General features: G+C 72.2%; 23 protein-coding genes and 1 pseudogene. 10 read left to right on the forward strand and 14 right to left on the reverse strand.

The features are described from left to right. Together AC5L35_RS15835 and sucC are read right to left on the reverse strand one after the other, a co-directional pair. Window positions 1-575: CoA-binding protein (locus AC5L35_RS15835; protein ID WP_495060411.1), on the reverse strand; the 575-nt coding region annotated here is incomplete at its 3' end. Between the two features lie 3 nt (window positions 576-578). Then, complete coding sequence (gene sucC / locus AC5L35_RS15840) at window positions 579-1,748, reverse strand: ADP-forming succinate--CoA ligase subunit beta (RefSeq protein ID WP_495060412.1); 1,170 nt, start codon at window positions 1,746-1,748, stop codon at window positions 579-581. Between the two features lie 225 nt (window positions 1,749-1,973). Here sucC and AC5L35_RS15845 point away from each other — a divergent pair, with 225 nt between their 5' ends. After that, the gene (locus AC5L35_RS15845) at window positions 1,974-2,933 is read left to right on the forward strand and encodes an esterase/lipase family protein (protein WP_495060413.1); all 960 of its coding nucleotides are present in this window, start codon (window positions 1,974-1,976) and stop codon (window positions 2,931-2,933) included. A gap of 440 nt (window positions 2,934-3,373) precedes the next feature. Continuing rightward, the gene (locus AC5L35_RS15850) at window positions 3,374-4,114 is read left to right on the forward strand and encodes a M23 family metallopeptidase (protein ID WP_495060414.1); all 741 of its coding nucleotides are present in this window, start codon (window positions 3,374-3,376) and stop codon (window positions 4,112-4,114) included. 49 nt (window positions 4,115-4,163) lie between these two features. On the opposite strand, the gene pcrA is transcribed toward AC5L35_RS15850, so the two are convergent. Next, entirely contained in the window at window positions 4,164-6,497 is a 2,334-nt protein-coding gene (pcrA, locus tag AC5L35_RS15855) for a DNA helicase PcrA (protein ID WP_495060415.1), read from the reverse strand. Window positions 6,498-6,696: 199 nt separating this feature from the next. Between pcrA and AC5L35_RS15860 the strand changes: the two genes are divergently transcribed. The 4 genes from AC5L35_RS15860 (at window position 6,697) to AC5L35_RS15875 (ending at window position 9,454) form a co-directional block, all read left to right on the forward strand. Then, window positions 6,697-6,993, forward strand: coding sequence for a chorismate mutase (locus AC5L35_RS15860; RefSeq protein WP_495060416.1), 297 nt, complete (start codon window positions 6,697-6,699; stop codon window positions 6,991-6,993). Between the two features lie 67 nt (window positions 6,994-7,060). Beyond that, entirely contained in the window at window positions 7,061-7,381 is a 321-nt protein-coding gene (locus tag AC5L35_RS15865) for a hypothetical protein (RefSeq protein ID WP_211174953.1), read from the forward strand. 45 nt (window positions 7,382-7,426) lie between these two features. Continuing rightward, complete coding sequence (locus AC5L35_RS15870) at window positions 7,427-8,185, forward strand: PIG-L deacetylase family protein (RefSeq protein ID WP_495060417.1); 759 nt, start codon at window positions 7,427-7,429, stop codon at window positions 8,183-8,185. Between the two features lie 135 nt (window positions 8,186-8,320). Further along, window positions 8,321-9,454: a hypothetical protein gene (locus tag AC5L35_RS15875; protein ID WP_495060418.1), complete on the forward strand. Its 1,134-nt coding sequence runs from the start codon at window positions 8,321-8,323 to the stop codon at window positions 9,452-9,454. Window positions 9,455-9,480: 26 nt separating this feature from the next. On the opposite strand, the gene AC5L35_RS15880 is transcribed toward AC5L35_RS15875, so the two are convergent. After that, complete coding sequence (locus AC5L35_RS15880; protein ID WP_169399010.1) at window positions 9,481-10,173, reverse strand: response regulator; 693 nt, start codon at window positions 10,171-10,173, stop codon at window positions 9,481-9,483. Next, complete coding sequence (locus tag AC5L35_RS15885; protein WP_495060419.1) at window positions 10,170-11,567, reverse strand: ATP-binding protein; 1,398 nt, start codon at window positions 11,565-11,567, stop codon at window positions 10,170-10,172. Before AC5L35_RS15885 ends, AC5L35_RS15880 begins: the two co-directional genes overlap by 4 nt. Window positions 11,568-11,626: 59 nt before the next feature. Here AC5L35_RS15885 and AC5L35_RS15890 point away from each other — a divergent pair, with 59 nt between their 5' ends. Both AC5L35_RS15890 and AC5L35_RS15895 read left to right on the forward strand, forming a co-directional pair. Beyond that, window positions 11,627-12,868, forward strand: a complete 1,242-nt coding sequence (locus AC5L35_RS15890) for a PspC domain-containing protein (RefSeq protein WP_495060420.1) — start codon at window positions 11,627-11,629, stop codon at window positions 12,866-12,868. After that, a complete protein-coding gene (locus AC5L35_RS15895; protein ID WP_495060421.1) occupies window positions 12,861-13,103 on the forward strand; it encodes a hypothetical protein in 243 nt (80 codons plus the stop codon). The genes AC5L35_RS15890 and AC5L35_RS15895 overlap by 8 nt, the downstream gene beginning before the upstream one ends. Window positions 13,104-13,238: 135 nt before the next feature. Here the strand turns inward: AC5L35_RS15895 and AC5L35_RS15900 are convergent, their stop codons facing one another. Together AC5L35_RS15900 and guaA are read right to left on the reverse strand one after the other, a co-directional pair. Next, complete coding sequence (locus AC5L35_RS15900) at window positions 13,239-14,165, reverse strand: methylenetetrahydrofolate reductase (protein WP_495060422.1); 927 nt, start codon at window positions 14,163-14,165, stop codon at window positions 13,239-13,241. After that, the gene (gene guaA / locus AC5L35_RS15905) at window positions 14,156-15,706 is read right to left on the reverse strand and encodes a glutamine-hydrolyzing GMP synthase (RefSeq protein ID WP_495060423.1); all 1,551 of its coding nucleotides are present in this window, start codon (window positions 15,704-15,706) and stop codon (window positions 14,156-14,158) included. Before guaA ends, AC5L35_RS15900 begins: the two co-directional genes overlap by 10 nt. A gap of 113 nt (window positions 15,707-15,819) precedes the next feature. On the opposite strand from guaA, the gene AC5L35_RS15910 reads away from it, so the two are divergent. Beyond that, window positions 15,820-16,704 carry a DUF559 domain-containing protein gene (locus AC5L35_RS15910; protein ID WP_495060424.1) on the forward strand — a complete coding sequence of 295 codons (885 nt, stop codon included), beginning with the start codon at window positions 15,820-15,822 and terminating at the stop codon, window positions 16,702-16,704. A gap of 50 nt (window positions 16,705-16,754) precedes the next feature. Here AC5L35_RS15910 and AC5L35_RS15915 read toward each other — a convergent pair. Together AC5L35_RS15915 and guaB are read right to left on the reverse strand one after the other, a co-directional pair. Beyond that, window positions 16,755-17,879 (reverse strand): annotated as a pseudogene (locus AC5L35_RS15915) (GuaB3 family IMP dehydrogenase-related protein). 36 nt (window positions 17,880-17,915) lie between these two features. Then, window positions 17,916-19,430, reverse strand: a complete 1,515-nt coding sequence (guaB, locus tag AC5L35_RS15920; RefSeq protein ID WP_495060425.1) for an IMP dehydrogenase — start codon at window positions 19,428-19,430, stop codon at window positions 17,916-17,918. A 212-nt stretch (window positions 19,431-19,642) separates the two neighbouring features. On the opposite strand from guaB, the gene AC5L35_RS15925 reads away from it, so the two are divergent. Next, on the forward strand, window positions 19,643-20,020 hold the full coding sequence (locus tag AC5L35_RS15925; protein WP_169399143.1) for a DUF5319 domain-containing protein: 378 nt from the start codon (window positions 19,643-19,645) through the stop codon (window positions 20,018-20,020). Between the two features lie 59 nt (window positions 20,021-20,079). Here the strand turns inward: AC5L35_RS15925 and AC5L35_RS15930 are convergent, their stop codons facing one another. The 5 genes from AC5L35_RS15930 to AC5L35_RS15950 form a co-directional block, all read right to left on the reverse strand. Next, entirely contained in the window at window positions 20,080-21,354 is a 1,275-nt protein-coding gene (locus AC5L35_RS15930; RefSeq protein WP_495060426.1) for an anti-sigma-D factor RsdA, read from the reverse strand. Then, entirely contained in the window at window positions 21,355-21,927 is a 573-nt protein-coding gene (locus AC5L35_RS15935) for a sigma-70 family RNA polymerase sigma factor (RefSeq protein ID WP_495060427.1), read from the reverse strand. It abuts the gene before it with no gap. Between the two features lie 351 nt (window positions 21,928-22,278). After that, complete coding sequence (locus tag AC5L35_RS15940) at window positions 22,279-22,875, reverse strand: response regulator transcription factor (RefSeq protein WP_075942692.1); 597 nt, start codon at window positions 22,873-22,875, stop codon at window positions 22,279-22,281. 166 nt (window positions 22,876-23,041) lie between these two features. Then, a complete protein-coding gene (locus tag AC5L35_RS15945) occupies window positions 23,042-24,028 on the reverse strand; it encodes a hypothetical protein (RefSeq protein WP_495060428.1) in 987 nt (328 codons plus the stop codon). Continuing rightward, window positions 24,025-25,095 (reverse strand): MerR family transcriptional regulator, encoded by a 1,071-nt coding sequence (locus tag AC5L35_RS15950; RefSeq protein WP_495060429.1) that lies wholly within the window; start codon window positions 25,093-25,095, stop codon window positions 24,025-24,027. Before AC5L35_RS15950 ends, AC5L35_RS15945 begins: the two co-directional genes overlap by 4 nt. Between the last annotated feature and the right edge of the window lie 85 nt (window positions 25,096-25,180).

The following is a 25,180-nucleotide window of genomic DNA, read 5'->3' on the forward strand; positions in this document are numbered from 1 at the left end:
TGGGTGGTGCCGATGACCGGGTCACCACCGATTCCGATCGCGGTGGAGAACCCGATCTCGCGCAGTTCGTACATCATCTGGTAGGTCAGCGTGCCCGACTTCGACACGAGTCCGATCGGGCCCGCGCCGGCGATGTCGGCCGGGATGATGCCCGCGTTGGACTTTCCGGGACTGATGATCCCTGGGCAGTTCGGGCCGATGATCCTGGTCCGGTTCCCCTTCGCCACGGCGTGCGCCCAGAAGTAGGCGGAGTCGTGCACCGGGATGCCCTCGGTGATCACCACCGCGAGGGGGATCTCCGCGTCGATCGCCTCGATCACCGCGTCCTTGGCGAACTTCGGGGGGACGAACACGACGCTGACGTCGGCGCCGGTCTCCTTCATCGCCTCTTCGACGGTGCCGAAGACGGTGAGGTCCTTGCCCCCGATCGTCACCGTGGTGCCGGCCTTGCGGGCGTTGACACCCCCGACGATGTTGGTGCCCGCGGCGAGCATCTTCGCGGTGTGCTTGGTGCCCTCACCGCCGGTGATGCCCTGCACGATCACCCGGCTGTTCTCGTTCAGGAAAATCGCCATGACTCAGACCCCCGCAGCCGCAAGCTGGGCGGCCCGGTCGGCCGCGTTGTCCATCGTGTCCACCTGGGTGACCAGCGGGTGGTTCGCCTCGTCGAGGATCCGGCGGCCCTCGAGCACGTTGTTGCCGTCCAGCCGCACCACCAGCGGCTTCGTGGCGGCGTCGCCGAGGATCTTCAGCGCCTCGACGATGCCGTTGGCCACCGCGTCGCACGCGGTGATCCCGCCGAAGACGTTGACGAACACGCTCTTCACCGCGGGGTCGCCCAGGATGACGTCCAGGCCGGCCGCCATGACCTCGGCCGATGCGCCGCCGCCGATGTCGAGGAAGTTGGCCGGCTTCACACCGCCGTGCTTCTCACCCGCATACGCGACCACGTCGAGGGTCGACATGACCAGGCCCGCACCGTTGCCGATGATGCCGACCTCGCCGTCGAGCTTGACGTAGTTGAGGTCCTTGGCCTTCGCCTTCGCCTCGAGCGGGTCCTCGGTGCGCTGGTCGACGAGGTCGGCGTGGCCGGGGTGCCGGAAACCGGCGTTCTCGTCGAGCGTGACCTTCCCGTCGAGCGCGATGACCTTGTCCTGCGGGTCGCGCACGAGGGGGTTGACCTCCACGAGGGTGGCGTCCTCGGAGACGAATGTCTCCCACAGCTTCACGATCACGTCGGCCGCCTGGTCGGCGACGGCCGCCGGGATCTTGCCCTGCGCCACGATCTCGGCCGCCTTGGCCTTGTCGACACCCGCGATCGCGTCGACCGGCACGCGCGCCAGCGCATCCGGGCGCTCGACGGCGAGCTGCTCGATCTCCATGCCGCCCTCTGCCGAGCACATGGCGAGGAACGTGCGGTTGGACCGGTCCAGCAGGAAGGAGAAGTAGTACTCCTCCGCGATGTCGCTGGCCGCGGCGATCAGCACGCGGTGCACCGTGTGGCCCTTGATGTCCATGCCGAGGATCGCCTCGGCCTTCTCCTTGGTCTCCTCCGGAGTCTTCGCGAGCTTGACGCCGCCCGCCTTGCCCCGGCCGCCGGTCTTCACCTGCGCCTTGACCACCACGGCGGTGCCGAGCTCGGCCGCGACCGCAGCCGCATCCTCCGCCGTCTCCGCCGTCCGGCCCGGCAGCACCGGGACTCCGTGGGCGGCGAAGAGGTCCTTCGCCTGGTACTCGTACAGGTCCACTGGCTCTCCCTAAATCCCCACTGCGCCGTGCCGCTGCGGGCCTGGAGCCCGCGCCATCACCTGCCGACGCGACCCTAGTGTCGAGGAAAGGCGACACTAGCGACGCCCGGCGTACCGCCCCTGACCTGCCCTGGTGACCGCAGTCACGGCCTCGGCGCCCGATTCGACGGCCTTCGTGACGATCCGGAACCGGCGCCATCGGCGTCTGTCACCTACCGTCGTTCCATGGCGCTCGTCCGGGCGGGACTGGGCCGCCTGGCCACGGTGGCCGCGGCGGCGCAGACGACCGCGATCGAAATCGGTCGAGCGGGCGCGTATGCCGCACGCACATTCGGCGCCCCGGCCGGACTCCGTGGCCTCGCCATCGAGTGGGCCTGGCTGGCGGCCCATCTCGTGGTCTACCCCGCAGGTCTCCTGCGCGAGCAGCTCGCCGACTCCGGCGGCTACCGCACCGACTCGCTCCCGCCGGTGCGGCGCAGCCTCCTCGTCACCGATCTGGAAGCCGCCGGCACTCCGATCCTGCTGGTGCACGGGATCATGGACAACCGGTCGGTGTTCACCATGTTCCGCAGGTCCCTGCGCCGCCGCGGCTTCGGCGCCGTGCACGCGGTGAACTACAGCCTCCTCACCGGCGACATCCGCACCGCGGCCCACCAGCTCGGGCGTCACGTGGAGCAACTGCGGGAGCGGACCGGCGCCGAGAAGGTGCACATCGTCGGGCATTCGCTGGGCGGCGTGATCGCCCGGTACTACGTGCAGCGCATGGGCGGGGCGGCGGTCGTCGACACGCTCGTGACGCTGGGCAGCCCGCACGGCGGCACCCTCACGGCGCACCTGGTGCCGACCCCGCTGGCCCGCCAGCTCCGGCCGGGCTCGGACCTGCTCGAGGAGCTCGACAGGCCCTCACCCGGCTGCCCGACCCGGTTCCTCGTCGTGTGGAGCCGCATGGATCAGATGGTGGTTCCCCAGCGCAACGGCCGCCTGATACATCCGGACCTCGACATTGAAGAGCTCGAACTACGTGATGTCGGTCACTTGTCCATGCCGATCGATCCTCGAACGGTGCACTGGGTAGCCACCGCCCTCGCCCGTTCGGACCACCGGCCTCACCCGTTGATCCGAGGTCAACGCCGACGACCGGCCCTGGGCGACACGTTCGGTCACCCCGCCTCGCCCGCATCCTGAGCGCCGCGGGATTCACCCGCGACACGCCGCGCCAGATTTGCCCGCTGACCACACCGACGCTACGTTTCGCCCGTCCGGATCACAGGCCGGTCACGACAGCAGCGGTGGCGACCCCGATCGCCACTGCGGGTTTCCCCAGCCCGCGCGGTCATGGCCCGATGCGGGCACCACCGGTTAGACGTCGAGAAGGGCAGGACTTGGCGCGCCACCGCTCCCCAAGCGGCGCCCAGGCGGACAACCCCGATCGCGCGACGCCCCAGCGTGTCGTCGCGGTCCCGAGCGGGCACCGCCTTCCGGCGCCACCCGCAGCACCGGTTCCGGCACCACCTGCCGCACCGGTACGCAGCCGGGCCGTTGCGGCCGATCCCCGCCGTCCGGCTCCTGGGCGCGTCGTCGCGGTCCCCCACGGGCACCGCCTGCCGGCGCCACCCACCGCATCGTTGCGCGGCCGAGCCACCGTCGCCGCGGTCGCCGCAGGTGCAGCGGTAGCGGCCGGACAGACGCTCGTCTCGCCGCTGCTCGGTGGCGCAGACATCGCGCCGCAGGCCGTGGGCGCACTGGTCCCCGTCGCCGACGTCAGCCACGCCACCGAGGCCAACCCCGCTGTCGACGCGATCGGCGGCGACCAGCTACTGCCCGACCCGTTCGCGCTGGGCTCGCTCGACCCCGCCTCCCAGGTCGACGTCCAGAACCTGGCGAAGGCCGTGGACCTGGGCCGCGAGCTGGCCCGCCAGGCGGCGATGATCGAGGCCGCGCTCGCCAACGGCGCCCCCGAGGCGCACCTGTACGGCGACTTCGCGTTCGTGCGCCCGACCCTCGGTCGCCTCACCTCGGTCTTCGGCTCCCGCTGGGGCGTCTCCCACAACGGCATCGACATCGCCGGCCCCATCGGCACCCCCATCTACGCGCTCACCGACGGCGTGGTCGAGGAGGCGGGACCGGCCAGCGGCTTCGGCCTCTGGGTGGTGCTGCGCCACACCGACGGCTCGCAGAGCGTGTACGGCCACGTCAACCGCATGTTCGTGCACGTGGGCGAGAAGGTGAAGGCGGGCGAGGAAATCGCCGAGATGGGCAACCGCGGCTACTCCACCGGGCCACACCTGCACTTCGAGATCTGGGACAGCGGCGGCACGAAGATCAACCCGATCCCGTGGCTGCGGAAGCGCGGCATCGACTTCTAGACCGGGTGACCACCGGCACCCCGGACGCCGGGCGTCCGGGGGCCCGCGCTCACAGCTTCTGCAGCGGCACCCCGCCGATGAGCATCAGCCGCACGGTGCCTGCGCTCCCGAAGTCGATCGTGACGGTGGCCCGCGCGCCGGCACCGTCGGAGGCGATCACCGTGCCGAGGCCGTACTTGTCGTGGTTGACGCGGTCGCCCACGTCGAGGCTGATGGTGGGGGCGAGCGAGCGCTGGGGCACGTTCCAGCTGCCACGGTCGGTGGCGGCGGGACGACGGCCGAACCCGAAACTGCCCACCGGTGCCGAACGCTCCGGCTCCGACCGGCGCCACTCGACCAGGTCGTCGGGGACCTCGGCGAGGAACCGTGACGCCGGGTTGGCGTTGGGCTGCCCGAACGTCGAACGGATCATCGCCCTGGTCAGGTACAGCCGCTCCTGCGCCCGGGTGATGCCGACGTAGGCCAGGCGCCGCTCCTCGGCGAGCTCGGCGGGGTCGCCCATGGCGCGCATGTGCGGGAACACCCCGTCCTCCCAGCCGGTGAGGAACACGACGGGGAACTCCAGGCCCTTGGCGGTGTGCAAGGTCATCAGCGTGACCATGCCCTCGTCGTTGTCCGGGATCGAGTCGGCGTCGGCCACCAGGGCGACCCGCTCGAGGAACGCGGCCAGCGAGCCGGGCGGGGGCGCGCCCACGGCCACGTCGGAGTCGTCGAGATCGGCCACCGCGGCGTCGCCTGCGAACTCCCGGGCCACGGTGACGAGCTCGGCGAGGTTCTCCAGCCGCGACCCGTCCTGCGGATCCTCGCTGGCCTCCAGCTCTGCCGTGTACCCCGTCTTCGCGTAGACGGCCTCCAGCAGCTCGGAGGTCTCCTCGCCGCGCTCCACCAGCTCGGCGAGGTCGTCGAGGATGCGGACGAACGCCGCGATGCAGCGCTGCGAGCGGGTGGCCAGCCCGGGGACGCGTTCGGGCTGCTCCGCAGCGGTGCGCAGGGCGGCGGCGAACGAGATGCGCTCCCGGTCGGCGTAGGTGGCCACCAGCTCCTCGGCGCGGTCGCCGATGCCCCGCTTGGGCACGTTGAGGATGCGCCGGAGGCTGACCGTGTCCTCCGGGTTGGACAGCACCCGCAGGTAGGCCAGCGCGTCGCGGACCTCGCGGCGCTCGTAGAACCGCACCCCGCCCACGACCTTGTACGGCAGCCCCACCCGCAGGAACACGTCCTCGAACACGCGGGACTGGGAGTTGGTGCGGTAGAACACGGCCACGTCGGAGTTGCGCACCTCGCCGGAGTCGACCAGCCGGTCGATCTCCTGCGCGACGAACGCGGCCTCGTCGTGCTCGTTGTCGGCGACATAGCCGACGACCTTCTGCCCGTCGCCCTGCTCCGACCACAGCCGCTTGTCGCGGCGGTCGGGGTTGCGCGCGATCACGGCGTTGGCGGCCGTGAGGATGCGCTGGGTGGAGCGGTAGTTCTGCTCCAGCAGGATCGTGCGGGCGTCGGGATAGTCCTGCTCGAACTCGATGATGTTGCGGATGCTGGCGCCGCGGAACGCGTAGATCGACTGGTCGGAGTCGCCCACCACGCACAGCTCGGCGGGCGCCGCACCCTCGACAGCGGGCGCCACCAGCTCGCGCACCAGCGCGTACTGCGCGTGGTTGGTGTCCTGGTACTCGTCCACGAGCACGTGCCGGAAGCGGCGCCGGTAGTACTCCGCCACGGCGGGCAGGCGCTGCAGGAGCGCGACCGTCTCCATGATGAGGTCGTCGAAGTCGAACGCGTTGGCCGTGCGCAGCCGGGCCTGGTAGACGCCGTAGACCTCGGCGACCTTGCGCTCGTACTCGTTGGTGGCGCGCTCGGCTGCGTCCTGCGGGGAGAGCAGCTCGTTCTTGAGGTTGGAGATCTGCGCGGCCAGCCCCCGGGCGGCGAACTTCTTCGGGTCGAGCTCCAGGTCGCGCCCGACCAGGCCGACGAGCCTGCGGGTGTCGTCGGCGTCGTAGACGGAGAACGCGCTGCGCACCCCCAGGTGCTGCGCCTCGCGGCGCAGGATCCGGACGCACATCGAGTGGAAGGTGGACACCCACATCGCGTTGGCGCGGCGCCCGACCAGCGCGTCGACGCGCTCCTTCATCTCGGCGGCGGCCTTGTTGGTGAACGTGATCGACATGATCTCGCCGGGGTGCGCTCCGCGCTCGGCGAGCAACCAGGCGATGCGGTGGGTGAGCACCCGGGTCTTGCCCGAGCCCGCGCCGGCGACGATCAGCAGCGGGGACCCTTCGTGGACCACCGCCTCGCGCTGGCGCGGGTTGAGACCTTCCAGCAACGCCGCGCCGCGGGCGGTGCGGGGCTGGACGGTGCGGGCGGGTAGTTCGAACAGCGCGCTCATCGTGTTCGAAGAGTACCGGCGGCTTCTGACACGCCCTGCTGTGGCACACTCAGAACGTGCGACTGAGCAGGCGATTTTTCTACGGGTACCGGACACCGGTTCCCGTGGCCTGCTGACCAGCCCCCACGACGCCCCGGAGTCCTCAGGACCCGGGGCGTTCTCGCGTCACGGGCCCAGGACCCCCGACCTGGAGGAGATCATGACCGTGACCACCGGCGACAACACCGAACCCGCCGACGACATCCCCGCCGAGGACGAGATCCAGGACCTGCGCGTCGAGATCGACCGTCTCGACGCCGAGATCCTCCGGCTGGTGCAGCGGCGCACCGAGGTCTCGCAGCGCATCGGCAGGGCCCGGATGGCCGCGGGTGGCCCGCGGATCGTCTACAACCGCGAGATGGCGGTGCTCGCCCGGTTCCGCGACCTGGGTTCCGAGGGCCGCGAGCTCGGGATGCTGCTGCTGCGGCTGGGACGCGGCAGGCTCGGCGGTCGCTGAGCTTCCCGCCGCGGGTCCCCCTGTCGGATCCACCCCCTGGCTGCCGTTTCGTGGCACTGTTGACGACATGGGCACCGTGTTCGGGATCGTCGCAGCGGTTGTCGCTCTGGTCGGGCTCCTCGCCGCACTGGGACACGTCGGCTACCTCGCCATGCTCAACAACGCCGCCAAGAAGCGCGGGCTGTCCGGGGGCACCACCACCGACTACGTCAACAGCCGGTGGAAGGTCGCGGGCGGCACTGCGGGGGTCGCGCTCCTCGCCCTGCTGATGACGTCGTCCGACTCGGTGCCGATCGACCTGGTGGGCCTGCTGCTCGGCGGCGGGGCAGGGCTCTACGCGAAGCAGGCGCTCGACTCCACGCGGTCACGCTTCCGCAGCCTGCCCTGACCGTCTGACGCGGTCGGCGGGGCACCCGGCCCTTAGAGTTCGCCGGTGACCACGCCCCTCCCTGAAACCGTCCGGCCTCGCGCCGGTGTGCGGACCGACGTCGAGCGCGCCCTCGTCGTCACCGCCCATCCCGACGACGTCGACTTCGGGGCAGCCGGCACGGTCGCCGCCTGGACGGCGGCCGGCATCGAGGTCACCTACTGCATCTGTACGTCCGGCGACGCCGGCGGCTACGACGACACCCCGCGCGACGCGATGGGCCCGCTGCGGGAGGCCGAGCAGCGGGCTGCCGCAGCCGCGGTCGGCGTCCAGGACGTCCGCTTCCTCCGGTACCCGGACGGCAGGCTGACACCCAGTCTCGACCTGCGCCGTGACATCAGCCGCGAGATCAGGAAGGTCCGGCCGCACCGCGTTCTGACGCAGTCCCCGGAGATCTACTGGACCCGCCTGGGCGTGTCCCACCCCGACCACCGGGCGGCGGGGGAGGCGGCGCTCGCCGCGGTCTACCCCGACGCGCGCAACCCGTTCGCCCATCCCGAACTGCTCGCCGACGAGGGGCTCCAGGCGTGGTCGGTCGGCGAGCTGTGGGTCATGGGTGCGCCGGACGAACGCATCGACCATGCCGTGGACGTGACCGACACCTTCGACCGCAAGATCGCCGCGCTGCGCGCGCATCGCTCGCAGACGTCCCACATGGACGACCTGGAGACCCGTCTCCGGGGCATGACCCAGCGCTGGGCGCAGCGGTTCGACTTCCCGGGAAATCGGCTGGCAGAGGCCTTCCAGGTCGTCACTATTGGCTGAGCGGTAGCTGCCCGTCGACGAACGGAAATACTCCATTCGGGTGAAAAATGCTGGGCGGACGAATGACCCTTGGTTAACCAGAACCACATCCGGTAGACATTCGGACGTCCGTTCACTCAAAGGGAGGACGTTGCAGTGGCTCAGATGGTGTCTCGCGGCGGCTCGCGGCTGACTCCGGTCAGCGTGGTCACGGTCGCCGATCTACTGAGCCGCAACGCTCCGGCGACCACCAAGCTCGCAGTCAACGAAACCGGTACCGGCGTCTCGGTCGGCAGCTTGCTGCGTCGTGAGGGTCGCTCCCCGCACGCGCTCGACCGGCCCGTGCAGCCCCGGGCCCACCAGGAGTTCGAGGACGCCGACGAGCCCACCACGGTCCATGCCGTCGTGGAGCCCGTGGCGAAGACCACGATCGTCAAGCGAGGCGCAGTCGCGGCCGGGGCGCTCCTGGCCGTGGGGTCGGTGCTCGGCGCCGCCGCGCTCACCGAGGTCGCACCCACCGGCACCGAGGCGCAGGGCGCCCAGGGCGACGGCTGGGCGGGGCAGGGCCGGCTCGACAAGAGCTCCGCCGCGCCCGTGCTCCCCACCGCGAGCGTGATCGACCCTTCCGCCGCCACCGACTCACTCGACGCGGGCACGGCCGCACCCACGTCCTGGGTGCCCGTCGCGTTCCCCACCGCGATCGCGGGTGTGCCCACGGTGCTGGCCGCAGCGAACGGCGCACCGAGCAGCGTGGCGGCCGGCGGCTCCCAGAGCACGGCGGGCTCCAGCTTCGCCCCGGGTGCCCCCGCAACCGGCGCCTCCGCTGCCCGGACCACCGAGAACCAGGCTCCCCCCGCCCCGCCCACCGCCGACGCCAACCCCGGCAACAACACCGTCGCGAAGGTCGGCAACACCCTCGGCGGCGGCGTCGAGAACGTCGGCGACACCCTCGGCGGCCCGGTCGGGGAGACGGCCAAGGGCCTCGGCAACACCGTCAAGGACACCGGCAACGCGCTCGACAAGGTCACCGCGCCGGTCACCGACAAGCTCTCCCCGGTCACCGGGCCGGTCGTCTCGTTGCTCAGCACCGACAGCTCCGCCAGGACCTCCGCTCCCCAGCAGGCTGACAAGGAGTCGTCGAGCGACAACGACGACAAGGACAGCCGCCACAGCCGCAGCGACGACAACGACCGCAGCGACAACGGTGGCAAGAACAACAGCGACAGCGGCGGCTCGGGCGGCCTCCTCGGCGGCGTCGGCAAGGTCGCCGCGGGCCTCCTCGGCGGCTGACCGCCCGGGGAGCGGACCGGTGGTGGCTACACCAGCCGCCGGTCCGACGCCCACCGCGACAGCTCGTACCGGTTGGACAGCTGCGTCTTGCGCAGCACGCTCGACACGTGCGTCTCCACCGTCTTCACCGAGATGAACAGCTCCCCGGCGATCTCCTTGTACGCGTAGCCGCGCGCGAGCAGCCGCAGCACGTCCCGCTCCCGCCGGGTGAGCAGGTCCAGCTCGGGGTCACCGGGCGGCGCGGCACCCGGCCGCTCGGAGAACACGTCGAGCACGAACCCCGCCAGGCGCGGGGAGAACACCGCGTCACCCGACCGCACCCGCCGCACGGCGTCGGCGAGCTCACTGCCCGAGATCGTCTTCGTGACGTACCCGCGCGCGCCGGCCCGGATCACCGCGATGACGTCCTCCGCGGCGTCCGACACGCTCAACGCCAGGAAGACCACGTCGGGCAGCTCCGGCCGCAGCTGACGCAGCACCTCCGCGCCCCCGCCGTCGGGCATGTGGACGTCGAGCAGCACGACGTCGGGCCGCAGGTGCCGGATGGCGGCAACCGCCTCGTCCACGGAGCCCGCCTCGCCCACCACCGTGACATCGGGGACGTGGCGGTCGAGCTCCGCACGCACCCCTGAGCGGAACAGTCCGTGATCGTCGACCAGGAAGACCCGGATCGGCGCGGGGACCGGGGCACCCGGAGTCTCGTCGGGGGTGTCGGTCATGGCGTCGCTTCCTCCTGGGCCCGGGCCTCCGGCTCGGGTTCCGTGTCGGCCGGTTCGTCCACCGGCATGCTCAGGTGCACCTCGGTGCCTTCACCGGGCGCGCTCCGCAGGCGCACCGCACCGCCGTGCCGCCTCATCCTGCCGTGTACCGAGTCGGCGAGACCGTGCCGGTCGTCCGGTACCGCGTCCGGGTCGAACCCGACGCCCCGGTCGCGGACGAACACGTGCACCTCGGAGGGTTCGACCTCCACGTAGGCGCTCACCTCGTCGACCTTGGCGTGCTTCGCCGCGTTGACCATCGCCTCGCGAGCGGCGAGCACGAGAGCCCGCAGGCCGTCGTCGAGCGGGCGGTCGCCGACCACGACGGGCCGGACGTTGATCGCATAGGTGTCCTCCACCTCGGCCGCGGCCGCCGTGATCGCGGCGGCGAGCCCGGAGTCGAGGGTGGGTTCACCGGACGCGCGCGCGGAGCGCCCGTAGCCGGTGGGGCCGTAGAGCCAGTGCCGGAGCTCGCGCTCCTGGCCCCGGGCCAGCCGCAGCACCTCACGCGGCTGGTCGGACTGGCGCTGGATGAGAGCGAGGGTCTGCAGCACCGAGTCGTGCAGGTGGGCGGCGATCTCCGCGCGTTCCGCCTCGACGATGCGCTCACGGCGCTCCTCACCGAGCTCGCGCATCAACCGCACCCACCACGGGACGGTCAGCACACCCACCCCGAGCAGTGTCGCGAAGATGGCCAACAGCCCGAACTGCACCTGGGAGAGATCGAGGTTGCCGATCAGGAACACACCGATCCCGCTCGCGACGAACGCCGCTCCGGCCATCACCCGCAGCAGCGCGGTGCGTCCGCCGCCCGCGATGCCGGTGACCCCCGAGCGCGCGCCCGCCGTCCAGCGGCGGCGCTGCGTCTCGTCGGCCTCGCGCCACACCACGGCGGCACCGACCGCCGCCACCCCGAGCGGCCCGACCACCCAGCCCACGACCGTGTTGCCCACCGCCGCGGCGGCGAGGCCCGCGCCGATACCGAGCGCGGCCAGGCCCATCGCCTGCTGACGTTCGGCGCGCCCGAGCGGCCGCGTGACGTCGGTCTGCTCCTGCTGCAGGAAGATCCAGAGCAGCCCGTAGGCCAGCACCCCCGCCCCGCCGACCCCGGCGAGCAGGACGAACGCCGTGCGCACCCAGAGGACGTTGACACCGAGGTGATCCGCGACGCCCCCGGCCACCCCGGCGAGGAACCGGCCGCTGCGCCTGCGGACGAGTGGCGGCGTGCCGGCAGCCGCCGCGCTCGGCGGCGGCGCGGGCGGCGGCGTCGCCTCAGGGACCGTGGTCACGCGTCCATCGTCACATGTGGGCACAGGACTGACATCGGGGAAACCTCCGGGATCACTCCGGGCCATCCCCCATACCGGCGAGCCGGTACGCCCAGCAAGCTCTGTCCCATGGAGGCAGCAGAACAATGAACCGGACAGACGTGCACACCACGCTGCGGGAGATGTGGGACACCCGGCCTGCGCGACCACGCGACGACCGGCAGGTGGCGGGGGTGGCGGCCGCGATCGCTCGCCGCTACGACATCGACCCGACGCTGGTGCGCGTCGGTTTCGTCGTCGCGGCCTTCACGGGGATCGGCGCCGCGCTCTACATCGCCGGCTGGTTCCTGCTCCCCGAGCAGCCTGCCGACCCCGCCGCACCCTCACAGTCGCGGCCGCCCAAGGCGATCGTGGTCATCGGGCTGGCGATCGCAGCCGTGATCAGCCTCGGCTCCATCTTCGGCGGCGACAACCGGAACATCCTGCTCCCCACGCTGGCCGTCGCGATCCTGCTGTTCCTGCTGCACCGCAGCCGGGGCCATCGCGGAACGGGCGGTGTGGCGCAGGCCGGCGCCGAAGCTCCCACCACGATCACGCCGAGCGGCGTCTCCCTGTCCAAGGAGGCCCCAGGCGTCACGACCACGTCGGGAGCCACGACTCCCCCTGCATGGGACCCGCTGGGGGCTGCCCCGTTCGCCTGGGACCTCCCGGAGCCGTCGCCGGTCGGGCCGCCGCCTGCACCTGCGCCGCGACGGCTGCCCGTCACCTCGGTGACCCTCGGTCTCGCGCTGCTCGCCGGCGGCATCACCGCCGTGATCATGCTCCTGGCGGGGGCGCTCACCCTGGCGAACCTGCCGGTGCTCCTCGGCGTGACACTCGCCGTGATCGGAGCCGGGCTGGTGCTGGGCGCATTCGTCCGCTCCGGCCGCGGCCTGATCCCGGTGGCCCTGCTGCTCGGCGTGCTGACCTGGGCGTCGGTGGCCGCACCGCTGGACCGCTGGCAGGGCAACGGCATCGGCGAACTGCGTGCGGCCCCCACCACCGTGGCGGCACTGCAGCCCAGCTACCAGCGCACCGCCGGTGAGATCGCGCTCGACCTGCGCAACCTCGACCTGTCGGTGCCCCCTGGCGGCAACGCGAGCCCGGTGCGCTCCGCCATCACGCTCGGCGTCGGTGACGTCGAGGTCTGGGTGCCTCCGAACGCGGACCTCACCCTGACCAGCACCACCGGCGTGGGCGACGTGGAGTTCGACGGCCGGTCGGAGTCCGGCCCCGGCGCACACCTCGCCGTCACCGACGACCTGGGCGCCGACGGCGTCCCCACCGGACGACCGCTCGTCATGACGATCGAGACGGGCGCAGGGAGCGTGGAGGTGCACCGTGGCTGACAAGTGGAACGACCAGCCGGCGACCGGAACGACCGCCACCGCGTCCCGGCGCCGCGGCCCGGACCTGCTGATGCTCCTGGTGGGGGTGCTCGCGCTGGGAATGTCGTCAGCGGCGTTCGTGGGTGAGGTGCCGTCGCTGGCCGGGCTCGACCCCCGGTGGCTGCTCGCCGCAGGGGCCACGGTGATCGGGCTGCTGCTGCTGGTCGGGAGCCTCCGGGGACGCAGCACCAGCTGATCGACAGGACGACCGGGACCGGCGACGGGGAGTGGCCGGCACCGGAGGTCGCGCTCGGGGGAGCGGCGGCCGCGCAGGGCGGCACCAGGGGTTCGACGCCCCGGTGCCGCCCTCGTCGCGTTCCGGTGCGGCGAGTCAGGCCTGGCGGCGGGTCGGCTCCAGCCCGGCGGCCTCGAGTATCTCCGGCACGCCCCGCTCGTAACCGACGGACATCACGTGCACCCCGGCCACGCCGGGGACCTCCCGCAACGCCGCGACGATCTCCGCGCACGCGGCCATGCCCTCTGCGGCGACCCGGTCCGCGGGCACCCCGCGGAGCCTCCGCTCGAACGCGGGCGGGATGACGACGCCGGGGATGCCCGCCATGAACTCGAGCGCCCGCAGCGACCGGATCGGCCCCACGCCCGCGAGGATCCCGCACCGGCCGTCGAGCCCGAGGTCGCGCACCTTCTGCATCCAGACGACGAAGTCGTCGACGTCGAACACGAACTGGGTCTGCACGAACTCGGCCCCGTCGGCGACCTTCTGCTCGAGCCGGTCGGGCACACCCGCACCCGTGTCGACCGCGCCGAGCAGGTACTGCGGAGCCGGGTCGATGGCCCGGCCGGACATCAGCCTGCCCTCGTCCCGCAGCGTGCGCGCCACGTTCATCAGGCCGCTCGAGCTCAGGTCGAACACGGGGGTGGCGTCGGCGTGGTCACCGCGCTCGGGCCGGTCACCGGTCATCAGCACGAGGTTGGGGACACCGAGAGCACCCGCCGAGAGGAGGTCGGACTGCAGGGCGATGCGGTTGCGGTCGCGGCAGGTCATCTGCATGACCGGCTCGAGGCCCTCGGCGAGCGCGACGATGCTGCCGGCGAAGCTCGACACCCGCACCTGGGCGCCCTGGTTGTCGGTGACGTTCGCGGCGTCGACCCAGTCGCGCAACAATGCCGCGGACTCGCGGATCTCGTCCACGTCGGCGCCCCGCGGGGGCCCGATCTCGGCGGTGACGGCGAACCGTCCGGTGCGTAAGGCGTCGGCGAGACGGCCGGGCCGCTCCGCCGGGATCGCTACTCCCACTCGATGGTGCCCGGCGGCTTGCTGGTGACGTCGAGAACCACGCGGTTGACCTCCGCGACCTCGTTGGTGATCCGGGTGGAGATCCGTTCCAGCACGTCGTAGGGCAGCCGCGTCCAGTCGGCGGTCATCGCGTCCTCGCTGGACACCGGGCGTAGCACCACCGGGTGGCCGTAGGTGCGGCCGTCGCCCTGCACCCCCACGCTGCGGACGTCGGCGAGCAGCACCACGGGGCACTGCCAGATGGTGCGGTCCAGCCCGGCGGCGGTGAGCTCCTCGCGCGCGATCGCGTCGGCGGCCCGCAGCGTCTCGAGCCGGTCGTGGGTGACCTCGCCGATGATCCGGATCCCCAGCCCGGGGCCGGGGAACGGCTGGCGTTCCACGATCGCCTCGGGCAGCCCGAGCTCGGCGCCGACCTTGCGCACCTCGTCCTTGAACAGCGCGCGTAGCGGCTCCACCAGATCGAACTCGATGTCGTCCGGCAACCCGCCGACGTTGTGGTGGCTCTTGATCGTGGCCGTGCCGGAGCCACCGCCGGACTCGACGACGTCGGGGTAGAGGGTGCCCTGCACGAGGAAGCCGACATGCTCCTCGGCCGCGACCTCCGCAGTGGCCGCCTCGAAGACGCGGATGAACTCCCGGCCGATGACCTTGCGCTTCTCCTCCGGGTCGATGACCCCGGCGAGCGCGTCGAGGAACCGTTTGTTCGCGTCGACGGTGTGCAGCTTCGCGCCCGTGGCGGCCACGAAGTCGCGCTCCACCTGCTCCCGCTCACCGGACCGCAGCAGCCCGTGGTCGACGAACACACACGTGAGCCGATCGCCGATCGCCCGCTGCACGAGCGCCGCCGCCACCGCGGAGTCGACACCGCCGGAGAGCCCGCAGATCGCCCTGCCCTCGCCCACCTGGGCACGCACCGCGTCGATCGTGTCGGCGATGATCGACGAGGTGGTCCAGCCCGGAGCGATTCCGGCGATGTCGTGCAGGAACCGGCGCATCACCTCCCGCCCGTACGGCGAGTGGCCGACCTCCGGGTGGTACTGGACGCCCGCGAGGCGCCGCTCGGTGTCCTCGAACGCCGCCACCGTGGCCCGCTCGGACGACGCCGTGACCGCGAACCCCTCCGGCGCGCGCACCACCGAGTCGCCGTGGCTCATCCACACCGGATGCCGGGCAGGCAGCCCGTCGTGCAGGGCGCCGGGCGCGGCACAGACCGTCAGCTCGGTGCGCCCGTACTCGCGGGTGCCGTCCGGTGCCACCTCCCCGCCCAGCGACTGCGCCATCGCCTGGAAGCCGTAGCAGAGCCCGAGCACCGGGATCCCCGAGGTGAACAGGGCGGGGTCGACGCTCGGCGCGCCCGGCTCGTACACGCTCGACGGGCCGCCGGAGAGGATCAGCGCGGCGGGCTTCCGCGCCACGATCTCCTCGACGGGAGTGTCGCCCGGCACGATCTCGGAGTACACCTGCGCCTCCCGCACCCTCCGGGCGATCAGCTGGGCGTACTGGGCCCCGTAGTCGACGACAAGGACAGTGGGCGGCTGCACCCGTACCACGATAGTCGGCCCCCGCAGCGGCCCACTGATCCCGGCGAGCGTGCACTGGTTCCGGTTCCGACATGAACCAGTGCGCGTTCGGCCGGCGGTGGAACCGGAGGTGCGTGGCTGTCGTCGATGGGCGCATGGATCTCACCCGCCCGTTCCGCGGATCCACCGCCGTCGCTGCCGGCGCAGTCACGCGGGGCGCGCTGTACGGCCCCGGCTACAGGCGGCTCTACCCCGACATCCACGTCGCAGCGGCGGCCCCGCTCGATCTCGTCACCTGGTCACGCGCCGCGCACGAACTCGTCGCCCCCTGCGGGGTGCTCGCCGGTTACTCGGCCGCTGAGCTGCACGGGGCATCCTGCGCGCCCGAGGGAGCGCCGGCGGAGCTGCTCCTGCTCGACGGGTACCGCCGCCGGGCGGGCCCGATGCTCGTCGTCCATCTGGATGCCGTCGGCCGGCACGAGATCACCGGCGTCGACGGGATGCGGCTCACCACCCCGGAGCGGACGGCTACCGACCTCGCGCGGTGGGCGCCCAGCCTGACCGACGCCGTTGTCGCCGTCGACGCTCTGTGCCACGCGTGCCGGCTCGACCCCGCCATGATCATGCGGGACATTCCACCCGGGATCCGGGGCGCGGCGCGGCTGCCCGAGGTCATGGCTCTGGCCGACCAGCTGGCGGAGTCGCCGATGGAGTCACGGATCCGGATGGCGATCGTCCTCGCCGGGCTTCCCGCACCGGTGTCCCAACACCCCGTGGCGGTGGCGGGGCGGACGTTCCTCCTCGACCTCGCCTATCCCGAGGCGCAGCTCGGGATCGAGTACAACGGGGCGGAGCACCTGCGCCCGGACCGCGCTCTGCGAGATCTCGAACGGGAGCAGCTTCTCGTGGCTGCCGGCTGGCGCATCATCCGCTTCCGCGCCGCCAGCGCCCTGCACCATCCGCGAACGATCGCTGCGCGGGTTCGCCACGAGCTCATGGCACGCGGAGCACGCGCATGATCAAACGTGCACTGGTTCATGAGCGCGCATGAACCAGTGCACGTTCGTGGTCAGCCGCGGACCGTCAGCCCGACGCGCTGGAACTCCTTCAGGTCCGAGTAGCCCGTCTTCGCCATCGCCCGCCGCAGGGCGCCGAACAGGTTCACGGTGCCGTAGGGGCTGTCGGCGGGGCCGAAGAGCACCGACTGCAGGTCCCGGTCGCCCGGCGCGAAGCCGGTGACCTCCGAGCGCGGGAGGGAGGGGTGGGCCGCCGCCGAGGTCCAGTACAGCCCCTGCCCCGGCGACTCGGACGCCTCGGCGAGCTGCTCGCCCAGCATCACGGCGTCGGCCCCGCAGGCGATGGCCTTCGCCATGTCACCCGAGCCGGCCATGCCTCCGTCGGCGATCACGTGGACGTAGCGGCCGCCGGTCTCGTCGAGGTAGTCGCGGCGGGCCGCGGCGGCGTCGACGATCGCGGTGGCCATCGGCACACCGATCCCGAGCACGTCGTCGGTGGTGGTGGCGGACGACTCCCCGTACCCGACGATCACGCCGGCGGCACCGGTGCGCATGAGGTGCATCGCGGTGCGGTAGTCACCCACCCCACCGGCCACGACGGGGACGTCGAGGGAGTTGATGAACTCCTTGAGGTTGAGCGGCTCCCCGCCCGAGACGTGCTCGGCGGAGATGATCGTGCCCTGCACGACGAGGATCTCGACGCCGGCCGCGAGCAGGTCGGGGGTGAGCTCGCGGGCCCGTTGGGGGCTCACACGGGCGGCCACCGTGATGCCGGCCGCACTCACCGTCTTGAGCGCCTCGGTGAGCAGCGCGGGCTGGATCGGTGCGGCGTGCAGCTCCTGCAGCAACCGCACCGCGGCCGTGGGGTCGTCGGACGCCGCGGCGTCGAGCACCCGCTCCAGGGCGCCCTGGGCGTCGGCGTGCCGCGCCCACAGGCCCTCGGCGTTGAGCACACCCAGACCGCCCAGCTGCCCGACCCGCACCGCGCTGGCCGGCGACACGATGGCGTCGGTCGGGTGGGTCACCAGCGGGATCTCGAACTGGTAGGCGTCGAGCTGCCAGGCGGTGGAAACCTCCTGGGAGCTGCGGGTCCGCCGCGACGGCACGATCTCGACCTGCGACAGGTCGTAACTGCGACGGGCCTATCGGCCCATCCCGATCTCCACGAGGTCACGCACGGGTGACCAGCGTAGACAGCCCCGCCGTGCGCGCTCCTAACGGGCCACGTAGTTGGGCGCCTCGACCGTCATCGTGATGTCGTGCGGGTGGCTCTCCTTGAGCCCGGCCGCGGTGATCCGCACGAGCTGCGCCTGCTGCAACTGCTCGATCGTCTGCGCACCCGCGTAGCCCATCCCGGACCGCAGCCCGCCGACGAGCTGGTGCACGACCTGGCTGAGCGGACCGCGGAACGGGATGCGCCCCTCGATGCCCTCGGGCACGAGCTTGTCCTCGCTGAGCACGTCGTCCTGGGCGTAGCGGTCCTTCGAGTAGGACTTGCCGCCGCCCTCCCCGCCCCGCGAGCGCATCGCTCCGAGCGACCCCATGCCCCGGTAGGTCTTGAACTGCTTGCCGCCCACCAGGATCAGGTCGCCGGGCGACTCGGCGGTGCCGGCGAGCAGGCTGCCGAGCATCACCGTGGACGCACCGGCGGCGATGGCCTTGGAGATGTCACCGGAGTACTGGATGCCGCCGTCGCCGATCACCGGTACGCCGGCGTCCGCACAGACCAGCGAGGCCTCGTAGATCGCGGTGATCTGCGGGGCACCCACCCCGGCGACGACCCGGGTGGTGCAGATCGACCCCGGGCCGACCCCCACCTTCACGGCGTCCGCGCCTGCCTCGACGAGCGCCCGGGCACCCGCTCTGGTGGCCACGTTGCCGCCCACGACGTCGACGTTGTGGCCGACCTCGGCGCGCAGCTTCGCCACGGTCTCCAGCACCCGGCGGGAGTGCCCGTGCGCCGTGTCGACCATGACGACGTCGACACCGGCCTCGACGAGCTGCATCGCACGCGCGTAGCCCTCTTCGCCGACGCCGACGGCCGCGGCCACGACGAGGCGCCCGTCGGGGTCCTTCGTGGCGAGCGGGTACTTCTCGGTCTTGTTGAAGTCCTTGATCGTGATGAGCCCGCGCAGGATGCCGTCGCCGTCGATGATCGGCAGCTTCTCCAGCTTGTGGCGGCGCAGCAGGCCGAGCGCCGCCTCCGCGGTGACGCCGACCCTGGCGGTGATCAGCGGGGCGTGCGTCATCACCTCGTGGACGGGCCGGCTGTGGTCCATCTCGAACCGCATGTCGCGGTTGGTGATGATCCCGACGAGGTGCCCGCCGGCGTCGGTGACGGGGACACCGGAGATGCGGAACTTCGCGCACAACGCGTCGACGTCGGCCAGGGTGGCGTCGGGTTTGCAGGTGACCGGGTCGGTGACCATCCCGGCCTCGGAGCGCTTGACGACCTCCACCTGGGCGGCCTGCTCCTCGGGGGACAGATTCCGGTGCAGCACGCCGAGCCCGCCTGCGCGGGCCATGGCGATCGCCATCCGGGACTCCGTGACCGTGTCCATCGGCGACGACACGAGCGGCACGCGGATCCGCACCCGGCGGGTGACCTGCGTGCTGGTGTCGACCGCGCTGGGCACGACATCGGACTCGGCGGGGAGCAGCAGTACATCGTCGAACGTCAGGCCCAGCATCGCGAACTTCGGGGGCAGTCCTGCGGCCTCGCTGGTCATTGCCACCATCCTGTCGATCCCTGCCCGTCATCCTCCGTAGAACGTCGGTACGGGCGGCGGGGAGGTTTCCCGACATCGTATCCGCGGTGGCGCGACAGTCGGCACGCCCGCGCCGAGTCCATCACCACAGTCCGGTCCATCACCGCCGTCCCGCCCGCCGTGAACCCGACGCTCACGACTCGTCACGGGCACGGTGCGGGTATCGTGGGAGTGTGTCACCTGATGCCTTGCCACCGGACCCCTTCGCCGGTGACCCGCATGATCCCGCCCTGTCCCTCGAGGGGCCTGAGGGTGGCGAGCAGGATGGGCTGAGCGAGGCCGAGCGCGACGAGGTGGTGGCCGATCTCGCCGACCTCGCCGTCTACCAGGCCCTGCTGGAGGCCCGCGGCGTCCGCGGCATCGTCGTCGACTGCGGCGACTGCGGCGAGCAGCACTTCCACGAGTGGAGCCTGTTGCGGGCAAGCCTCCAGCAGTTGCTGGAGGAGGGCCAGATGCGGCCGCACGAGCCCGCCTTCGATCCCGACCCCACGAGCTACGTCACCTGGGAGTACTGCCGCGGCTACGCCGACGCGGTGCTCTCCGACTCCTGACGCTGCCACACACGGCGACGGCCCCCGATCCGAGGATCGGGGGCCGTCGTCGTTACAGGTCAGCTCGTGGTGGCGGAGGGTGGCGGCGTGCCGGAACCGGCAGCCGTTGCGCCCGTGCTTCCCTCGGCGCCCGGGGTGGAGCGGGTGGTGGCACCCATGCTCTGCCCCGGTGTGGCGGCGCCCCCGCCCGGCTGGCCCTCCGCGGTCGCGGGTGGGGTCTGCGGACCGGAGGTCGGACCGGCAGGACTGCCCGTCCCGCCGCCGCCCGGGTTGCGGGTGGTGGTCGGCGGAGGCTGGGGCGTCGGGGTGCCGGACGACTGCTGAGGACCGGCCGGCGGGTTCTGGCTCGTGCCGCCGTCAGGAGCCGGGGCATGCTGCCGGCGCGGGTCGGCCGTGGAGCTGCGGGGGTCATGCGAACGCGGGTCCCGTGGGTCCCGCGGGTCGGACGAACGCCAGGGAGGAGGCGCAACGGACGTCGGCGCCGGGGTCACCGACGTCGGAGCCTCCGTACCGGACACGGGTGCGGGTGCCACCGGCGCCGTGCGCCCGGAGCTCGGCGACTCCCGCACCGCGGCACCCGGAGGCACCGGTCGGGACGGCTGCGTGGACAGCGGGGTGCCCGGGTCGGTGGGCGTGCCCTGAGGTGTCTCCGCCGCCTTCGCGACGAGGAACTCCTGCACCTGGGCGAGCTCGACCTTGCCCTCCTCGGGGCGCACGACCGTGAGGTCGTCCTTCGCCTGGGCGAGCTCCTGCGCCGCGACCACGGGCTGCCCGGCGACGAGGGCCTCCTTGGCCTTCGTGATGCGGGCCTCGACGCGGACCGCCGCCTCGACGGACTCGGCGCGCTGGCTGTACAGCACCTTCGACACACCCCACAGCGCGTCGTCGGGCTGGGCGTTGTAGGAGCTGACGGACACACCGCCGACGGCGAGTACGACGAACGCCGCAGCCGCGGCCACCGGGGCCAGCCGCCGGGTGCGCCGGACCGGCCGCCGGGCAGCCATGACGGTGGCCACGGCGGTGTCGACGTCGACGAGCTCGGGGATCGGCTCGACGTCGACGTCGGCCTTCCAGGCCGCGAGGATCGCGGCGACCCGGTCGTCGGTGTCGTAGCCGGAGCGACCGGGGGACGACACCATCATGCCGGCGGACAGCGCGTTGATCAGCTCGTCATCCGCCTGGACCGCGACCAGGTCGAGCGGTTCGCTCACCTCGTCGAGCGGGACAGGGCGCGTGTTCATGCCGGGGGGGCGATGGCCGTTGCTGCCGCCGTTGGGCCGCCGGTGGCGGTGTTCGAACGGGTTGCGTCCGGGGTCGTTGCTGTCGTGACGCACTCACACCACCTCCTCTTCTGGCATCGACCTACGCAAGCGGGAAAGCGCCCGGTGCTGGGCCACACGGACGGCTCCCGGCGTGGATCCGACGGCTTCCGCCGTCTCCTCGGCGGACAGCCCGACGACCACGCGCAGGACGAGTATCTCTCTCTGTTTCTCGGGGAGCGTGTCGAGTAGCCGGCCCATCTCGCCGGACAACTCGACGCGAAGTACACGCTGTTCGGGGCCGTCCGCCGACTCCACCGAGTCGGGCACGTCGGCGACCGGCTCGGACCGGTTGCGCGTGGCGGCACGGTGGGCGTCGATCACCTTGTGTGACGCGATGCCGTAGACGAACGCCAAGAACGGACGGCCCTGGACTCGGTACCCGGGCAAGGCCGTGAGCACGGCCAAACACACCTCCTGCGCGACGTCGTCGGCCGAGACCGACGACCGGTCCATCCGGCCCAGGCGCGCCCGGCAGTAGCGCACGACCATGGGCCGGATGATGGCGATCACGCGCCCGACGGCCTCTGGCTCGCCGGCCATGGCGCGGCTCACCAGTTCATCGGGAACGTCTGTCGTCTCACTCATCGCGCACAGTTGCCCAGGTGTTACTGAACATGTTCGTCATCATCCGTTCGTGAGGCTGATCACGGACAGTGCTCAACCGTGTCCTCAGTGCGGACCACCGTAGCGAAGGAGAAGGGCGGTCCTGGATGGGTCCTCCCCATGGGAGGAGACGTGCCGGACGACCGGCAGATGCATGCTCAGGATGTTAACCACCCGAATGGCGGCCTACGTCGCCGCGGGAGCTGACACCGCGGCGGTTGGGCGCGTGGCTGCACTGCAGGCAGCCACGTCGCCCGTTGAGTCAGCCCGGACGCAGGTCCGGGGTGGTGCGGAGAGCCTGGGGGCGCGCTGGGACGGCGCGGGTCAGGACGCTCAGGAGACGAGGCCGCGCCGGAACCCGTGGGCGACCGCCTGGGCGCGATCGCGCACACCCAGCTTGCGGAAGAGCCTCCTGGCGTGAGTCTTGACCGTGTCCTCGGACAGGTAGAGCTCCCGTCCGATCTGGCCGTTGCTCTTGCCCTGGCTCATGCCGCGCAGCACCTGGAGCTCACGCTCCGTGAGCTGCACACCCGGATCCGTGGGGGCCCGGGGCGTGGGCACGGCTGTGCTCGCCAAAGTGTGCGCGAGCGCGGCCACCAGTTCTGGGCGCGAGGCGTCCCAGCGGAGGTAGCCCCGTGCCCCGCCGGCGATTGCGGCGGCGATGCTGCCCGCGTCGTCGGGGGCGCCGAACACGATGACGTTCGCCTGTGGGTGAGCGGCGACAAGCCGCCTCGTGGCCTCGACCCCAGTGGGCACTGCCCGCTGGGTGCCGACCAGGACCACGTCCACCGGCTGCCGGGAGAACCGGGCCAGCAACTCGTCCCCATGAGCAACGCAATCGATCCGGTGCACCCCCGGCACCGCGGACATCACGCGGGTCAGGCCTTCGCGGACGCTGCGACGATCGTCGCAGATGAGTACCGTCGTCACGACGATTCCTTCCTGCAGCTTCCTGCAGCCGGGTGATGTGTCACCCCCCTCATCGGCGGGCGACAGGCTCACCTTGACACGATCAGGGCCGGTTTGTGCCCTCCATTCGGGAGAGTTGCGCCGAGTGGCACTGGTCATGTGGGTGACGTAAGACCGAATGGACTAATTACATTACCGGGGGTGGAACAGGCACCCTGCCAGAGTCCCCCAAGAGGCGCTTGCCAAGAGGGTGACTCCTCTCTTCGATGACGCTCAACGTGGCCAACGCGGCGTGTCGTCGGCGTGCCGGACCGCCGACCCGGTCGTTCACCGATTCTCCAGAGATTGCCCGAGTCGCGTCGTTTGCGTTCGAGGACGTTCCCGCGCCGCGCTCGAGAAGATCAGCAGCAGCCAGCCGAGCGGGCCACACAAGCGGGAGCAATCCCGCTCGTTCCGCTTCGGCCGCCGCCGCATCGAGCTCGACCACCGCTGCCACCGGTTCGGCGCCCGCGACGGCCGAGGCAACGGTCAACACGATCCGGGACTTGAGCACGTGCCGCACCGAGCCCGTGCTTCGTGCGCACTCCAGAGCCCTGCGGGCGGGCTCGACGGCCCCGGCGGCGTCCCCGCGCACCAGAGCCAGCTCGGCGCGCACCCAACCCAGCCGGACGAACGGCCGCCACCGACGGCCCCTCACTCCCCCTGCCGAAAGGAGCGACTCCGCCGTGTCGAGCAGGCGCTGCGCGGTGTCCGGAGCGCCGGTGCCGACGGCGTCGGCGGCCAGCCCCACCAGTGCGTCGATACGAGCGGCGAGCAGACCGCTGCCATAGAGGTCCGCTGCCGCGTCACACGCTACCGAGGAGGCAAGGCGCAGGCCAAGTGCGTCATACCTACGCGCGGCAGCGTGCCCGCCGAGCTGACGGCGGTGGGAGGCAAGGGTGATCGCCGCGTGCGCCGCGACCGCGACCGGCACACCGGGACGCACCAGCAGGGATTCCAGCACGGCGGCCGCCGCGGCATAGCGGCCCTGCCCGCCGAGCGCGACCGCCACGTACCAGCGCTCGATCGCCGACGAGCCGGGCCGTACCCGTACGGGGGCACCCGGGTCGGCACCGAACGCCGCCGCCTCGGCGCCAGGCGCAGCGACCCCCCGGAGCGGGAGCGTGCTGGTCACACCAGTACCGCGTCGCTGATCGTCGCCGTCGCCGCCCGCAGGGACAGCAGCCGCCCCGTCCGTTCGGGCAGGGCGAGGCCGTCCCAGCCCGGTCCGGCGGCGTAGGTGCGGAACCGCGGGCGCGTCTGTGGCAACGACTCCAGGAGGTCCACATCGGCCGCCTGCGGCAACTGGGCCCACAGCACGACGGCGACGGGCGCGGTGCGCCGGATCGCGGCCACGAGCGCCGTGCCGGGCAGGGCGGCACCCAGCGCGCGGCAGGGGATGCCCCGTTCGGCCAGCGCGGCCGCGAGCACCACCAGCGGGAGCATGTGCTGTTCGTCGGGCATCGCGCCCAGCAGCACCGGACGCGCGTCGGCCACGGGCTGCAGCGCCGCGGCCCTCGCACCGAAGGCCGGCCGGACGCACTCGGTGACGAGATGCTCGATCTCGACGCCGACGCCGCTGTGCGCCCACCGCTCGCCGACAGCGGCCAGCACGGGCCGGACGACGTCGTCCCACGCGTACTCGACGCCAGAGGTGGCGATCGACTCCTCGATCAGCCGGTGCACCGCGGGGGCGTCGAGGGTCAGCGCCGCCCTGCCGAGCCCACGGGCCGCACGGCTCGCTCCGGGCAGGCGCAGGACCCGGCCGCCGACGCGGACCCGGCCGTCGCTCCCCTCCCCGAGCCGCTCGACGGGAGACGCGCCGTCGTCCTCCCGGACCTGAGCCGGCACCGGCAGGACCGGCAGGACGACAGCGGCGGCCCCGACGGCGGCGGCCGACAGCGCGTACGCCGCGGCGTCAGCGGGCGACGCACCACGCACGAGTGCGCGCTGCATGAGCTCGAGACGGGCCAGGTCCCTCGGCGAGTAGCGCCGGTGCCGGCCGGGAGTGTGCGCCGTGGGGCCGATCCCGTAGCGGCGGTCCCAGGTACGGAGCGTGGCGGGGGCGACGCCGAGCCTGCGGGCGGCGGCCGCGACGCTCACCCACGGCTCGGTGACAGCGGTCGGCGCGATCACCGCGGATACGGACGGCCCGGGCGTGTGGCGGACTCCACGATCCGGCGGCGACACGTCGAGCTGCACCTGCTCATCGTGCTGGTCCGGGGCGGACGGGGCAAACCGAAAGGACGCCTTGAACAAGGTTTGACGCGGTCTATGATGGGCATAC

The sequence above is a fragment of the Pseudonocardia sp. OZ21 genome (assembly GCF_059359135.1).